The organism is Staphylococcus gallinarum, from assembly GCF_000875895.1.
Lineage (GTDB): Bacteria > Bacillota > Bacilli > Staphylococcales > Staphylococcaceae > Staphylococcus > Staphylococcus gallinarum.
Map to the genome: position 1 here is coordinate 40,207 of NZ_JXCF01000026.1, position 15,823 is coordinate 56,029.

General features: G+C 34.1%; 13 protein-coding genes. All 13 read left to right on the forward strand.

The window, feature by feature from the left end; genetic code table 11:
• Positions 1-11 precede the first annotated feature (11 nt).
• The 13 genes from SH09_RS10965 to SH09_RS11015 all read left to right on the forward strand — a co-directional run bounded on the left by SH09_RS10965 (position 12) and on the right by SH09_RS11015 (position 15,807).
• Positions 12-5,891: a phage tail tape measure protein gene (locus SH09_RS10965; RefSeq protein ID WP_042739689.1), complete on the forward strand. Its 5,880-nt coding sequence runs from the start codon at positions 12-14 to the stop codon at positions 5,889-5,891.
• Positions 5,892-5,893: 2 nt separating this feature from the next.
• Complete coding sequence (locus SH09_RS10970) at positions 5,894-6,730, forward strand: phage tail domain-containing protein (protein WP_042739690.1); 837 nt, start codon at positions 5,894-5,896, stop codon at positions 6,728-6,730.
• Positions 6,731-6,739: 9 nt separating this feature from the next.
• Positions 6,740-8,305, forward strand: a complete 1,566-nt coding sequence (locus SH09_RS10975) for a prophage endopeptidase tail family protein (protein WP_042739691.1) — start codon at positions 6,740-6,742, stop codon at positions 8,303-8,305.
• Complete coding sequence (locus SH09_RS10980) at positions 8,298-8,762, forward strand: hypothetical protein (protein ID WP_042739692.1); 465 nt, start codon at positions 8,298-8,300, stop codon at positions 8,760-8,762. Before SH09_RS10975 ends, SH09_RS10980 begins: the two co-directional genes overlap by 8 nt.
• A 19-nt stretch (positions 8,763-8,781) precedes the next feature.
• Positions 8,782-11,439, forward strand: a complete 2,658-nt coding sequence (locus tag SH09_RS10985; RefSeq protein WP_042739693.1) for a peptidase G2 autoproteolytic cleavage domain-containing protein — start codon at positions 8,782-8,784, stop codon at positions 11,437-11,439.
• 13 nt (positions 11,440-11,452) lie between these two features.
• Positions 11,453-12,949 (forward strand): BppU family phage baseplate upper protein, encoded by a 1,497-nt coding sequence (locus SH09_RS10990; RefSeq protein ID WP_042739694.1) that lies wholly within the window; start codon positions 11,453-11,455, stop codon positions 12,947-12,949.
• 14 nt (positions 12,950-12,963) lie between these two features.
• The gene (locus SH09_RS10995) at positions 12,964-13,329 is read left to right on the forward strand and encodes a hypothetical protein (protein WP_042739695.1); all 366 of its coding nucleotides are present in this window, start codon (positions 12,964-12,966) and stop codon (positions 13,327-13,329) included.
• On the forward strand, positions 13,329-13,478 hold the full coding sequence (locus SH09_RS16080) for an XkdX family protein (protein ID WP_082039223.1): 150 nt from the start codon (positions 13,329-13,331) through the stop codon (positions 13,476-13,478). The genes SH09_RS10995 and SH09_RS16080 overlap by 1 nt, the downstream gene beginning before the upstream one ends.
• Before the next feature lie 37 nt (positions 13,479-13,515).
• Positions 13,516-13,962, forward strand: a complete 447-nt coding sequence (locus tag SH09_RS11000; protein ID WP_042739696.1) for a hypothetical protein — start codon at positions 13,516-13,518, stop codon at positions 13,960-13,962.
• Positions 13,935-14,348, forward strand: coding sequence for a hypothetical protein (locus tag SH09_RS11005; protein WP_042739697.1), 414 nt, complete (start codon positions 13,935-13,937; stop codon positions 14,346-14,348). Before SH09_RS11000 ends, SH09_RS11005 begins: the two co-directional genes overlap by 28 nt.
• Positions 14,349-14,462: 114 nt before the next feature.
• A complete protein-coding gene (locus SH09_RS16405; RefSeq protein ID WP_126542153.1) occupies positions 14,463-14,543 on the forward strand; it encodes a hypothetical protein in 81 nt (26 codons plus the stop codon).
• 210 nt (positions 14,544-14,753) lie between these two features.
• Positions 14,754-15,236, forward strand: a complete 483-nt coding sequence (locus SH09_RS11010) for a hypothetical protein (protein ID WP_042739698.1) — start codon at positions 14,754-14,756, stop codon at positions 15,234-15,236.
• Position 15,237: 1 nt separating this feature from the next.
• Positions 15,238-15,807: a hypothetical protein gene (locus tag SH09_RS11015; RefSeq protein WP_042739699.1), complete on the forward strand. Its 570-nt coding sequence runs from the start codon at positions 15,238-15,240 to the stop codon at positions 15,805-15,807.
• Positions 15,808-15,823: the final 16 nt, after the last annotated feature.

Consider the following 15,823-nt stretch of genomic DNA (forward strand, 5'->3'; position numbering starts at 1 on the left):
GGAGGTAAATTATGCAGGTACAAGGTTTAACTATACGTAATACGATGGACAATGGCCAAGTAGAAGCAAGTGTTAAGTCTTTAAAAAGACAACTTACATTGGTTAATAGTGAAATGAGAGCCAACCTTTCTGCTTTTGATAAATCTGAGAAGTCTATGTCTAAGTATAAGCTTCAATTAAAGAGTTTGAATGAAAAAATTAAGATTCAAAAAAAAGTTTTTCATCAAGCTGAAGATAATTTGAAATCTTTAAATGAAAATTTTAAAGACGCTAAAAATAGAGTGAGTAGTGTTGAAAAAGAATTTAAAAGTCTTACTGAAACAAATAAGCGAAATAAAGATGCTTTAGATAAATCTAATGTAGAGTTGAAAAAGAACAATACTGAGTTAAATAAACTTAAAAGACAACAAGACAGAACAAATGAAAGCAGAGATAAAGCTTATAAAGAGCTTCAAAGGCTTAGAAAAGCTGAAAAAGACTTAAAAAATGACTCAAAAGCTAGTTCAGTAGAGCTTAATAGAGCGTCTAAAGCTGTAGAAAAACAAAGTCAGAAGCATAAAGATTTAGTAAGTAAGTACGCAAAAGAACGTGAAGAAATCAACAAGTTAAAAGATGATAATAAAAAGTTATCAACTTCTAACGAAAAAATTGCTTCAACTTATAATAAAACAAACACTAAGTTACAACAAACTGAAAAAGAGTATGAAGAACTGACCAAAACAATTCTCGAGCACGACAAAAATTTATCTAATGCGACAATAAAAGTGAATAATGAATGTGCTGCATTAAATAAATTAGAAAATACAGTTGGCAAAGTTACTGATGAAATGAAAGCTTTTCATAAAGAACAGCTTATTTCAAACAGTCAATTTACCAAAACAGCTAATCGTGCTGACCAATTATCTAATAAATTTGGCAATATGAGCGGAAAAATGAAAGATGTTGGACGTACTATGACAATGGGGGTTACAACCCCTGTTACATTAGGCTTTGGTGCTGCTATTAAAACAAGTGCAGATTTTGAAGCAGGTATGTCACGTGTAGGAGCAATCGCTCAAGCAAGTGGTAAAGATTTGAAGGCGATGAAATCTGAAGCAATGGAACTAGGTGCTAAGACAAGTAAAAGTGCAAGCGAAGTATCCAAAGGTATGGAAGAACTTGCAGCGCTTGGTTTTAATGCAAAACAAACTATGGCAGCAATGCCTGGTGTCATAAGTGCAGCTGAAGCTAGTGGTGCAGATATGGCTGAAACGGCTACTGTAATGGCATCATCTATTAACTCATTTAACTTAAAAGCTAAAGATTCTAGCCATGTGGCAGATGTTTTGGCAGTAGCGGCTAATGATAGTGCAGCAGATGTTAAATATATGGGTGAAGCATTGAAATATGCAGGTACACCGGCTCATTCATTAGGCGTGTCATTAGAAGATACTTCAGCAGCAATTGAAGTGATGTCAAATGCAGGTCTTGAGGGTTCTCAGGCAGGTACTGTTCTTCGTGCTTCCTTTATTCGCTTAGCAAATCCAACTGGTAAAGCAGCTGCGTTAATGAAAGAAATGGGTATCCATTTAACTGACAATAAAGGTAAATTTGTCGGAATGGGTGATCTTATTGGTCAGTTTAAAATGCGGTTACAAGGTATGAATAAGGAACAAAAGCTCGCGACAATTTCTCAGATTGTTGGTACTGAAGCTGCAAGTGGATTCTTAGCTATGGTAGACGCTGGACCTAAAAAAATAGATAAATTCAGTAATTCATTAAAAAATTCTGACGGCGCAAGTAAAAAAGCTGCTAAACAAATGAGAGATAACTTAAAAGGTTCTATCGAACAATTAAAAGGTGCTTTTGAAACGCTAGGTATTCAAATTGGTAATGATTTGACACCAGCTATAAGGGCTGGGGCTAGATTTGTAACCAAGTTTACTGAAGGATTTACAAAATTACCAGGATGGGTAAGAAAATCTACCATAGGCTTAACCTTATTTGCTGCTGCAATTGGTCCTGTGATTTTAGCAGGTGGTGTTCTAGCTGGTGTGATATCAAAGGCTATGCATGGTTACGCTAATTTGAATAAGCAAATGGCAATAAATACTGCAGAAGCAGCTATTAATGCTGGTGCTAATAAAACAGCTGCAGGTTCATTGGCTACGAGTGGTAAAGCTACAAAGAGTTCTACCGGTTTGTTTAGTAACTTAGGTCAAGTTTTAACTATGACGATGGGTAAATATGGTAAATTAGGTAAAGTAGTATTAAAAGGCGCTAAATTCTTTAAAGCAGCTGGTCTACCACTGACAATATTAACCACAATTTTTGGCGTGGCATATGAAAAAATGGACTGGTTCAGGCAAGGTTTTAAAGACATGGGACGTATTGTCAATGATGTGGGCGCAAATATTGATTTTTCGTGGTTACCAAACTTGAGTAAAGCATGGGACAATTTCAAAACTGACATGGCTAAAGGAATGGAAGACGGTGCACTTTTTAAGGGTATTCATAAAGCGTTTAATGGCATTCATTCTTTAGCATCTAAAGCTTCGGACAAGGTTAATGTCTTAGGTAAAGGTGTTTCAAAAGAAACTAAAAGTTCTTTGGGTACTTACATGAAGTATTCAGAACGTTCGAACCAAATATTTGAGAAAATTAGATATAACCATGGAAATATCACTAAAAAAGAAGCAAATGAACTCATTTCTATTAACAAAAAAATGAGCGATGAGCTAATCAAGCAATTAGAAAAACGTAAAAATAAAGAATTAAAAAATGCTCATGATGTTCTTGATAATTCTAAAGCGATTTCTAGTAAACGAAAACAAGCTATTATAGCTCATACCACAGATGAAGCTAATGTGAGAATACGTAAGGTTAAAGAATTGAACATGAAAATAGCTAACTTAGAAGCGAAAGCAACAACTGGAAAGCTTTCTAAAGAAGAGACAAAACAGCTACAGTCTTTATATGAAAAACGTAATAAATTGGCTGTTAAATCTTTATCTAAAGGCGAAAAAGAACAACAACGTATTTTAGCTAGAATGTCAGCCAATCGTAAAGCAATGTCAATATCAGAAGCATCTCAAACGATCAAAGAGTCTATAAAAGCTAGAGATGCTGCAAAAAAAGCTGCAAAAAAACGTTATGATGCAAAAATAGATGAGATTAACCAAATGAAAGGTTTATCTAAATCTGAGAAAAAAACTTTACTAAGAGAAGCTGAAGATAAATATAATAAAGAAGTTAAAACGGCTGATAAAGGCCATAAGAAGATTCTTAAGAATGTTAAACGTTCTAATAAAAATGTTAAGAATGAAATTGACTTATCTAATGGTAAAGTAAAGTCAGGATTTCAAAAACATTGGAGTAAATTAAAAGACGATAGCAAAAAAGCATGGGATAAAATGGGTAAAAATGCCCAACATTTCGGTAAAACCATGTCTGGTGCTGGTAAATGGTTTAAAGGATTACCTAAAGCAGTAGGTAAGCACTTTGGTAAAGCTTATGGTTCGGTTAAAGATTATACGGGAAAAATTTCAAAAAAAACTAAAGATAAGTTTTCAGAAGCTGCAGATAAAGCAGGTAAGCATTCGAAAGGCTTAGCTAAAAGTACAGGTAAATGGTTTGGGAAGGCATACGGTTCTGTAAAAGAACATGCAGGTAACATACTAAATAAAACAAAAACTAAGTATTCAGACGCAGCTGATAAAGCAAATAAACATTCGAAAAGTTTATCAAAAAATACAGGTAAATGGTTTGGCAAAGCGTATAGCTCTGTGAAGGAACATGCAGGTAATATACTAAATAAGACTAAAGACAAATATTCAGATGCAGCTGATAAAGCAGGTAAGCATTCGAAAAGCTTAGCTAAAAGTACAGGTAAGTGGTTCGGGAAAGCCTACGCTTCAGTAAAAGAACACACAGGTAATATGCGTGACAAAGCTAAAAGTGCGTTCGGAGATATGGCTAGTAAAGCATGGGATAAAGCGAAATCAATATATAAAGGTTTTACTGATTGGTTAGGTCGAACATTAAATTGGATTAAGAATATTGGTAAAGACTTTGGAAAAGCTGCATCAGATTTGGGTAAAACGGTTGCTAACAAAGCTGTCGATGGCTTAAATGGTATGATTGGCGGTATTAATAAAATATCCAAAGCTATTACAGATAAAAACTTAATTAAACCAATACCAAAACTTTCAACAGGTACTTATAATGGTTCTTCATTAGCTACTGATTCTGAAGGAGGACTAAAACAACCTACTTTAGCTGTAGTTAATGACAGAGGTTCTGGTAATGCACCAGGTGGTGGTGTCCAAGAAGTAATTCATCGAGCGGATGGTACATTGCACGCACCACAAGGCCCTGATGTAGTTGTCCCACTTGGTGTGGGTGATAGCGTTATTAACGCTAGAGATACTAAGAAAATGCAAAATATGGGCGTGTTACCCAGATTTGCAAGTGGTACTAAAAAGAAAAAAGGCTTGTTAGAAAAAGTTAGTGATAACGTAAAAGGTGCGTTAGGAAAAGCAAAAGACATGGCATCGGAAGTAGGTCACACTGCAAGTGATGGTGTGGAAAAACTAAAAGATGTTGGAGAAAAAGGTGCTTCATGGTTAGGAGAAGCATTAGGTGATGTGATGGATTGGATAGACAAGCCAAAAGAACTTGTTAACAAAGTTTTTGATAGCCTAGGTTTGTCATTTGGTAAAGGTAATAATGCGACGGTAAAAATGGTAAAAGGCGCATATTCCAAACTGAAAACATTATTCATTGATAAAGTTAAATCTATGTTTGACGAATTTGGTGGCGATGGTGACGGAGGATATATTAAATACCTAGACAATATTACGACTCCATACAGTCCTAATGGTCCACCACCAGGCTATGCATTTAATTGGGCGCATCCTGGTATTGATTTACCATATCACCACGAACCAGTGCAATCAACTGTTAGTGGTAAAGCATACAGAAAGTATATGCCTAATGGATTTGGAAACTATGTTTTAGTTAAATCAGGTAATCTAGAAGTTTTTTACGGTCACTTATTAAAATACTTAATAAAAAACGGTCAATCCGTACGACCGGGTACAAAACTTGCGATATCTGGTGGTGCATTGAGTGACCCAGGACATGGAGCTTCTACAGGTATGCACTTACACTATGAAATGCATCAAAACGGGAAACCTATAAATCCAGTCAAATGGTTAAAATCACACAATGGTAGCGGTGGTGGTAAATCCGGTCAATGGGATGGCGATGTAAGAAAAGCATTAAGATTAGCTGGCTTACCAACAACTCCTGCATATGTCAGAGCGTGGAAGAGCCAAATTCATACAGAATCAACAGGGAATCCACGTGCTAAAAACCCTTCTGGTGCATCGGGGCTTGTACAGGTTAAACCAGATACATTTGCTGCATATAAATTACCTGGTCACGGTAATATTTGGAATGGTTTAGATAACCTAATTGCTGGTATGCGTTATGCAAAAGCAAGATATAAAGGTAGAATGTTAGATCAAATTGGACACGGTTTACCGTATGCAAATGGTGGTATGATTACTCATCATCAAATAGCAGAAATGGGAGAAGGTAATAAGCCAGAAATGGTAATACCTCTAACTAAACGAACAAGAGCGATTCAGTTAATTGAACAAGCTATGCGTTATGTCGGTATGGATAGAGGTTCTACCAATGTAACCGTTAATAATGATAACTCATTAATTGAAAAGCTATTAAAACAAATGGTAGCTATGAATGATCATAACAATCGTTTGACAGCTACTATTGTTGATTTATTAAAATCTATACCTAAAGGTGCAGATCCCAGAAAAGCAGAACAATTATTATCACAATTACAAGGTGATAGATACGCAAGAACAGCATATAATATGGGAGGTTAAAAATGATTGATGATAGATGGTTAAAAATTGTAACAGATACTGATACTATCAATATTAACGATGTACTTCCTAATTTTATGTTTTTAGATGCAAAAGCAGCGTTTCCAACAACCAACAATGAAGGTACGACTATGAAAGGTGTAGACGGCGAGTTACCTAACTTTGCGACGTTTGCACCTTTCTCATTGCTCGTAAAATGTGGATTTGATGGAATTGATATCATAGACGCAAATTTAGCAGAACAAAAATTGAGGAATATATTTTTTAAAAGAAAGCCATATTATATTATCACTTCGGACAATCCATGCATAAAGTATGCGGTCAAAAATCCAGATATTAATCCAGATTATGGTGATTATATGGCAGTGAAATTTGAATTAACTTTTTCTGTTTATAAAGGTTATTCGGAGTCACTAAAAAGTACAGATAAATTTAGTTTATCAAGTGGTGATTGGCAATTTGAAGAAGGACTAATATTTGATGACAATATTAAATATAACCATAGCACTAGTAGTTTTAAAATCTTCAATGGTTCAGATGATACGATCAATCCAATATTACGTCATAAGTTTAGATTAGATATTAATATTGACGCACCTAATGGTTTTACTATTACTAATAAGACAACCGGGGATGTATTTGAATATACAAAACCTATAAAAAGTAATAAGACCTTATCTATTCAAGGTGTGCATCCCATTCTAAATAATAAACGTGTAGGTGTTGATACTAACTTTAACTTTTTAACTTTAGATCCTGGATATAACGACATAGAGATATCAGGTACTAATTTAGGAAAGACAAATACTAAATGGGTATTCCCATTCATTTATAGGTAGGTGAGTAGATTGGATCACTTGGTTCTTAAAAACAAAGAAGGTACATATGTTGAGATACTAACGGAGGTTGATTACGGTACTTTTAAATATGACTATGAAAGAAACAATGAAAGATCACTCACATTTACTATCTATAAAACAAATGAAAATGAAGATATATTCAACAATGTTAAGAATGAAATGTATGTTTTATATCATGGTCAAGTATATGTGATAAAAACCACTGCTATAAAATATGATGGTGTATTAGTTTCAAATGATATTGCGGCCAAGCATATATTTATGGAATTTCAAAATCATTATATTGATAAAGATATAGAAAATGAAGAAAGTAGTTCTGATACAAAGGAATCCACAGTAGAGGTTAAAGCTACTTATACACTACAACAGTATTTAGATTTTGGTTTTGAAGGTAATAATTTTGGTTTTAATTACCAAATTAAAGGTAAATTTAATCAGCGTGTAGCCATTGATGAATTAGGTAATAAAAATGGAATGGAATATCTCACAGAAGGCGCTGAACTATTCGGTTATATTTATTACGCTGATAATAAAATGATTTATATTTATGATGAAGACACTTTTTATGAAATGTCTGAAGAACCTTTTATCTATCATTACAATACTGATGAAGTTTCTGCCATGATTTCAACACTTGATTTGAAAACATATATTGAAGGTTATGGTAAAAAGAAAACTAAGAGTGAAACGAAGAACTATAAGCCTATAAAGCCTAAAGAATTATCATATTCAGGCCCATTTGATAAAACTGGGACTTGGTCAACAGAAAGCGTTGGCGCTAGTTATAGTAAAGATTTTGAATGTAAATGGGGTAATGAAACATTAGTATGGACACTTAAAAAGATGTCTAAAGGTGGCACACTTGATGTTTACTTAGATCATAAAAAGATTGGAAGTTATGATTGTTACAGTAAAACTGCAACATCAGAACAAATTACAATTGCTAAGGGCTTAAGTAAAGGTAAACATACATTTAAAGTAGTATTTACAGGAAAGAAATCTGGTATTGATTATAAAAAATCCAAACCATGCATGTATGTAGGGACTGAAAAATCAACAGTTTTAAATTTAACTGCGGTTTTAAAGGGAAAAGACGTATATCATACTTATACAAGTTATCGTTCTCCTAACGCTGATATATTCGGAGTAAAAAAGGCACCTACTGTTTTTGATGATAATGCTTTAGATGAAGAAGAATTATTAAAAAATATAAAAGCACAACTTACAGATGAACCAACTGTAGAACTATCTACAAACTACTTAGGTTTTGATGAAATCAAAGATAATCATAAAATAAGATTTATCCATAAACCATTAGGTTTTAATACAGATTTAAAGGTTGTTAAAATATCGGCTTCTCATCCCTATGTCAACGAACCTGTATCCGTTGAATTTAGTAATGCGAGTAAGGATATTGTTCAGATACAAAATAAAATCAATCGGAATATTAAAAAAGTTAATAACTTAGTTAAAGGCGGTTCACTAGATGGGGCGTCTATTTCTTTGCAAAAATTAGCTTCTGATTCGATAGGGAGTGTGTTAATTGATGAATGAACCAACAGAAATTAAATATCCTTTAGATGAATATGGCGAGCCATATTATGCAGCAACACATTTCAAAGCCATTCAAAATATTGAAGGTATATTAAAAGATTCTACAGATTGGATTGAATTTTCACCGTTAAGTGGAAAACCTAATACTGAATTTAAAGCAGAGGGTGACAATGGGTTTAACTGTTCCTACAGAGAAATAAATGTTTTAGGCATTGTAAAAATAAAAAGTGTAAGAATTAATTTATCTAATGTACAAAATGGTATGACAATCGCTAATTTACCAGAAAACTTTGTTTCTAAATCGCAATCTTGGACAATTAGAACGCCAAACACTCATTTACCAGCCATCGTTTCATTACGACCTAACGGTAAATTAACACTTGTTTTCAACAAACAAGACGCAGAGATATGGACAGAAACAGATTATATATATGGATCACACACATGGATAGAATAGAAAGGGTGATAGTAATAATATGAATTTACATTTTGATTTACCTATAGAATTAGGGCAAGGATTTAGATATAAGACGATTGAAAATTTCAAGAGTATTTATAATTTCTATAAGTACATTAAAGATGATTTAACACATCATCGTATAGGAGAGAAACACGCACACCATTCCAGACAAATTGATTATGAAAATGTAAGTGTCGAAACTTTTCTGAACTATTTAAATGCAAAAGTAAGGGAATTAGTCATCGGTCATAATGGCGATGGTGTAAATGAGTTAAAAGATAGTAGAGTAGCGGTCGATGGTACACCATTCAATGTATTGTCTGACCGTTTATTTTATGATTTCACACGTATTGAGAAAAAGCTTGATGAGAATTACGAGAAGTTAAATAAAAAGATTGAACGCATTGTTAATGTGAACGATTACGGTGCAGACCCAACAGGAGAAACAAACTCTGACGAAGCATTTAAAAAAGCATTAGGTTCGGGTAATGTTCATGTTCATATGACGGCGGGAACATACAAAATTAAGAATGGTATTAAGTTGCCGAGTAGGTCCATTCTTTCGGGTGAAGGTAAAGGTATTACCATTATTAAACTTGCAGATGACGCACCGAGAGAAACATTGGCAGTTACGAATAAAGATATGGATGGTACAGCTGAATATATTGGCACAAAAGGTTATTCAGTGGACGGCAACAAAGCAAGATTTGATGAAAAGAATGTGAGTCAGGGCATTCAATTCAATTATCCCGCACCTAGTGGTGGTTCGTTATCATCTAACGTTAGATTTGCAGGCGTTAAGTATGGTTATATCGAAGATATTAAATCCATTGATGCTTTATTACATGGTTTCGATATTACTTATGCTAGTGACGATTACTATTACGGTGGTGACGGCGCAAGGGTTAATGAAGAATTAGAAAGTAAATTCATTCGTATTAATAATTGTGAATCGGTTGGTCATGGTGATGATGGATTTACAACTCACCATAGTAGATTTATCAATATCACAAATAACGTTTCACATGATCCTAAGAACTATCATGGTAATAGTAATGGGTTTGAATATGATGATGGTTCACAGAACGTTTTTTCTTCAAATAATATCTCATTCAATAACCAATGTGGTATTGAAATCAAAGCGCATGAAACTTCATCCGCAGCATCCATGGTTGTGGTTGATGGACACATTTCACACAAAGATAACCGTTCATATGTAGCTAGACATATTGGTCATCATAGAGCGGCAACCGACCCTAAATCTAAAACGGCAAAAGATGTCACGTTTTCAAATATTGTCTCACTATTTCCATATAAAAATGAAACTTATCCAGGTTGGACACCTAGAGCTCTTTCAATCAGTGCTTACACAAACGTATCAGTTAATAACTTTACTGCTATTGGTGATGGTACATTCGATTCAACTAGTCCGGCTATTGCAGTTCAGTTTATGGCAGAAAATGTTCAGTTGAACAATATCAATATCAGAGGTTTCAAAAATGCAATTGCCGACATTAAAATATACGGTGGTGCAAACAGACCTAAAAAAGTTACGTTCAGTAACATTAATATTCACCATTCATCTAACAATATCGGTATTGCCGGTGGTGCAGGCGTTTATGACACTAAAATTATTGGTGCAAATTTAATTGGTAATGGCACAGGTAATGCAATTGAAATGTATAACACTACTACCACAATCATGGGTGTACAACAAGAAGGATACACAAACGGTGCAGTGCTATTTAAGCAAATATACAAAGATGTACCAACTGCGGTACGTGGAGGTTTCATGGGCGGTTCAACAGGTTCCGGTGCATTATCAAGACGTTCTGCAGTAATCGCAACGACAGGTGATTCATATGCCCATTCTGACCGTTCTTGGTTATTAGGTGCAGGTATGGATTCACATGCTTGGGGTTCGCGTTCCGGTATCATCAATTCACTTGAATCTAAAACAACACAAGGCAAATACGGTCAATTGATTTTAAATAGTCGTGGTGTATTAACGGAAGATAACTATGTTACGGTATGGGGGTATGCAACAGGGGGAGCTAAAAGAGAAAACACTTCAGCAGAGATACGAAGTGTTTCAGGAAATATTAAATCAAAAGGTACAATCCAAGCTGGACAAAACTTCGGTGACTATGCAGAGTATTTCGAATCTCAATCGGGTCAAGAAATACCGAATGGTTATATGGTTACTTTAGATGGTCGATATATTCGAAAGGCAAACTCGAATGATACGCCTATTGGTGTTATTTCGGGTACTGCAGGAGTGATACTTGGTGACCAAATGTTCCACCATAAAGACAAATATTTAAAAGATGAATTTGGTGTCACGCTCACACAGTTAGAGAAAAAAGAATGGCACGATGACGAAGGTAATTGGTATGAAGAAGAAATCGAGATGCCAATACCTAATCCAGACTTTAAAGAAAATGACGAAGAAGAATATTTATCACGTGCTGAACGTCCAGAATGGAATGTGGTTGGACTTGTCGGTCAAGTATTCACTCGAATTGATAATACAGTGGATGTAAATGATTATATCAAACCTAATAAAGGGATTGGTACTAAAGATAATAACAATGGTTTCTATCGTGTGTTGGAAATCACTACACCATTTGATTCTGAAAAAGGTTACGGCGTTGCCGTTTGCTTAATTAAATAATAGGAGTGATACGATGACAAACGGAATAGACAAAAAAGCGTTATTCAAACTTACATCAGAACCTTATTTAAAGCCAATCTCTGATTTAGGGTTTGGCTTTTATAATTTAGATGAAAATACTGCAATATTAAGATTCCAATTGAGTAACGATAAGGGTCCATTACTGATTAGTAAGCACAATTTAACTGCTTATGCTTATTTTGAATCAACAAATGGTAGTGTATCAGATGTAATTGAATTAGCAATTGAAGATGAATTTAAAGGCATTGTCACCATCACATTAGACAGTGCCTTTTTACATGCTTGTACAAACACAACTGTTACTGGTCAAGTTCACATTGGGGTTAATAATGTAGATGGTAATCCACAATATAATGAGGTTGCAGTAGTTAGAGAGTTTAAATTTGAAGTTGCAGACGCACTGATTAATAAAATTACTTCAACGACTAAAATTGAATACATTCGCATGTTTTCACAACTGAAACAACGAATCGAACAAGAAGTTAAAGATATCGAAGCAGCCATCGCTAACGGTGCCGATCATGTAGCAGAAATGAAAACAGTGTTACAACAAGGTAAAGACGCACTTAATAAGATTGTGGTTGATGGTAAAGCAGATATTAATACACTCATCACACAATCTAAATCAGATATAGATGGAACAGTTTCACAAAGTATTGAAGATATCACAACGTTATCAAATAACACGAAAACTTCTATACAAAATACTGCAGATACTGCGAATGCAAGTGTAAAAGCAACGAGTGACCAAGCTATCACACATGTTGATACAAAAGTCGCAGAGTTTAATAAAACGGTTGAAGATAACGGATTCGTTACACCGGAACAGTTGGACACTAATATTAATAGTCTTAATTGGCAGAAATCAAAATTAACAAGTAATGATGGTGTTTTAGAGGGATATAGTGGTTTGGATCTCAATTCACCTGAAACGGTACTTGGAAATAAAACGACATTTGGATATGCTACAAGAACTCAAAATTATCCTGGTATTCAATCGAATGGCTTTTTTAAATACTTCGTTAGAACAGGCAATTATGCAAAATTGGAATATAGACCATACAATTCAAATGTAGTTTATGAAAGAACTAAAACAAACGGCACATGGTTAGATTGGAGTACAATTTCTAGGGATGTTAGTGATACAGGTTGGGTTGAGTTTAACTTAATCAACGGTGCATCTACTAACACAGAGTACAGTGACAGAAATGGTTTTAAATGTGCATATAGAACGATTGTAAATGGTAGTATCACAGAACGTTGTTTGAGAATCAATGGATCTAACATTGTACCCGGTCAAACAATCGCAAACTTACCAAGTAATTTTTGTAAAAATGCTCAAACTTTTCCAGTTCGTATACCAACTAAATACGCAGGTGGCTACTTAGTTATAGAACCATCAGGAATTGTAAAATTTTATATCAATGGTGATTCTAGCGCTTGGACATCTACAGATTATGCTTATGGTGAAATGTCTTGGAAAGATTAGAGGGAGATGAGTTTATGAAAGTAGTTTATTTATATGATGGTACACCATACCTTGCAGAGTTAAACAACGAAGGTGAATATGATTACCCTAAGGAAGCATGGACTGAAACACCGCCACCAGAAGGAATATATGAACCATTTTATTTTAATGGAAATGAATGGATTGGCAGTACAAAAGAAGAATGGGAGTCAAATCAAGCTAAACCTCCAATGGAGCCTAAAGCTTTGGAGTTATTGGTATCGCGATTGCAATTACAATTAATGATTGGAAATAAAAAGACGAAAGATCTTGAGGATAAACTCGAAGCCACTAACAAAAGCTTGGCAGACGCTTTACTTAAAATAACAGAGATAGAAAACAAAATCGGAGGTAATGCCTAATGTTCCCATCATTTGAAAGTATAAAATATTTTTATGATATCAATTGTTACACAACAGTAGAAATTAAAATTTATTATGAATATGGTTGTATCACTAAAGAGCAGTACAAAGAAATAACGGGTGAAGATTATCCAGAACCTCAAGCATAAGCTTGGGGTTTTTATTATATAGAAAGTAGGTGAATCTATGTTGAGTGAGCATAATAAAGGTTTAAATCTTTTTCAAATGATAACGATGATTTATTGTTTTGGATTTGGTCTATATTCTGAATGGCGCGGTGCTTATTGGGTATTGTTCGCAGAAAAAGCAGCTTCTGAATCTCCATTATATACAACGATGCATGAGGTTATCAGCTTGTTCTGGTGGGGCGTTCCATTTTCGATTGCGGGTATATTGTTAATTATTGCTGCTTTATTTTTGCCGTATCATAAAACAAATAATTATTTTTTATATTTGTTTGTGATAGGTCATATAATATCAACTGTGTTTTACTATAGCTTCACTCTAGCAGGTTTCCACAATGCGATTAATATTTTAACACCTGGTCAAAACCTTACATGGGCAGTTATATCAGGTGTCATGGCTTTTGTTGGAGGTGTATCATTGTGGAATCAAAAGACGATGAAAAAGTAAGTTATTATTTGCCACGTCATGAATTTTTAGAAAAGCGTTTAGAGATGATTCAATATATAGATGACGGGGATAAACGTGTTGAAAAGCAATTAGAACAAGTGAATTTGCATTTACAAACATTTATTGAAAGTCAAAAGCCCTTTCATAAAACGTTATCTGATTTATTGACTGAGCAAAAAGAAACGAATCAAAGTATAAGGAAAGTTGTTAGAAGGACAGAAAAGCTTGAAGATGAACAAGCCAAGATGAGTGATTCTATACAAAGCATTCAAATTGAAAGTAGTCAGAAAGTATCTGAAAGAAATAAATTAATTTTAGGTATTTTAAGTACATTAGCAGGTGCAGGAGGGCTTGTGCCTATACTTGCACAAATCTTTTTCAAATAGTAGTTTAAAATATGTTAATATGTATGAAGTGAGCAAGTTGGATAGATGGTGGCTAATCTCTTGATTAAGGGGTGATGCCTATGAAATATGGTTTAGCTCCTGGAAAGGAGCAGTATGTCTGATTATGAAATGCTTATGGTCGTTCTCACGATCATTGGCTTAGTATTAATTAGTAATAATGACCATAAAAAATAACCATCTTATCATCTAAACTTTAGCCGGTTTAATGAGATGGTCATCTTTTGATTCATCAAGTTTTACCTAAGCTACCGTCTTTTTAACGGGCTCACTGGGGCGATACACGTATGGTGTGTTGCCCTTTTTCTATATATAAATTAACACAGTATTAAAATATTATCAAATGAAGTCGACTTCGGTCGGCTTTTTTATTTTGGAGGTGCGACATTGTTAACGAATGTTTTAAATATAAAAAATTCAGAAGATGGTAACCGGATTAAGCAAGGTGACCAATCTATTATGAGATATGAATTGTTAGATCGTAATAACGATAACCTGGAATTAAATCATAAAAAAGCAGTGATATATCTTCACAATAAAGAAGGGGTGGCATATAAAGAAACGACAACTGTGAATGACAATGCAGTGGATGTAGTGATTAAAAAAGTGCTACCCGCTGATTATTATATTTTAGAAATTGTTGTAGATGATAAATATATTTTTCCAAGTGACAACAAAACGAAAATTGAAATTACAAGCAGTGTCATAGGAAGTCATATAGCGGATATTCAAAAAGAAAATGTATTCGATGAAATTTTGCGTTACGGAAATGAAAATGGATTGATTCAAACAGGTAATCAATTTGAAATAAGTGAAGATGAACCAGAAGACAAAACAAAAATATGGGTAACACCTATGGAGGATGAATAATATGAGAAAAGCAAGAATGAGAATTTATGATCAAAGACATCAAGAATGGCTTGAACTTGTGGCACGTCGAACTGCGCAAGAAGTTGTAGCTGTCATGGAAGCCGATTTTTTAAAATATAAAAATCCAATCAAAATGTTAGATATTGTTGTTACAAATGGAAATACAACATTAACATTACCTTTGTTTGTAGACAGTGTGAAAATGGATAAACTTGCTCAAAACTATGAGGTACCAGTAGATGAATATGAAGCGTCGATTATAGAACAAGTTAAAGATATGTTAAGAGCATCTGCAGAACAAAAAGGCTTCAATCAAACAGCTAAAAGCTATTTAATTGAAAGTGATTACTTTAAGCGATTTACTCAATCGATGTTACCTGCAGATTTTGCGGTCATTATAGAAGTAGATGGGCAAGAGCATTTTTATACATCAAGCTATAACATTAGTATTGATTTAACGAATGAACCTAACGTGTCAGTTGCACATACGAATTTCAAGGTGTCTTATGTATTTAATGATCATGCATTAGAACAATATAGTTATTTATCAGAACAAAGAAAAGTAAATTAGAACAGTCACTTCAAAT

What these genes read in the sequence shown, in the direction of transcription:
- SH09_RS10965 (WP_042739689.1), top strand. Translation starts at nt 12, where the DNA reads ATGCAGGTACAAGGTTTAACTATACGTAATACGATGGACAATGGCCAA.
- SH09_RS10970 (WP_042739690.1), top strand. Translation starts at nt 5,894, where the DNA reads ATGATTGATGATAGATGGTTAAAAATTGTAACAGATACTGATACTATC.
- SH09_RS10980 (WP_042739692.1), top strand. Translation starts at nt 8,298, where the DNA reads ATGAATGAACCAACAGAAATTAAATATCCTTTAGATGAATATGGCGAG.
- SH09_RS10985 (WP_042739693.1), top strand. Translation starts at nt 8,782, where the DNA reads ATGAATTTACATTTTGATTTACCTATAGAATTAGGGCAAGGATTTAGA.
- SH09_RS10990 (WP_042739694.1), top strand. Translation starts at nt 11,453, where the DNA reads ATGACAAACGGAATAGACAAAAAAGCGTTATTCAAACTTACATCAGAA.
- SH09_RS10995 (WP_042739695.1), top strand. Translation starts at nt 12,964, where the DNA reads ATGAAAGTAGTTTATTTATATGATGGTACACCATACCTTGCAGAGTTA.
- SH09_RS16080 (WP_082039223.1), top strand. Translation starts at nt 13,329, where the DNA reads ATGTTCCCATCATTTGAAAGTATAAAATATTTTTATGATATCAATTGT.
- SH09_RS11000 (WP_042739696.1), top strand. Translation starts at nt 13,516, where the DNA reads ATGTTGAGTGAGCATAATAAAGGTTTAAATCTTTTTCAAATGATAACG.
- SH09_RS16405 (WP_126542153.1), top strand. Translation starts at nt 14,463, where the DNA reads ATGTCTGATTATGAAATGCTTATGGTCGTTCTCACGATCATTGGCTTA.
- SH09_RS11015 (WP_042739699.1), top strand. Translation starts at nt 15,238, where the DNA reads ATGAGAAAAGCAAGAATGAGAATTTATGATCAAAGACATCAAGAATGG.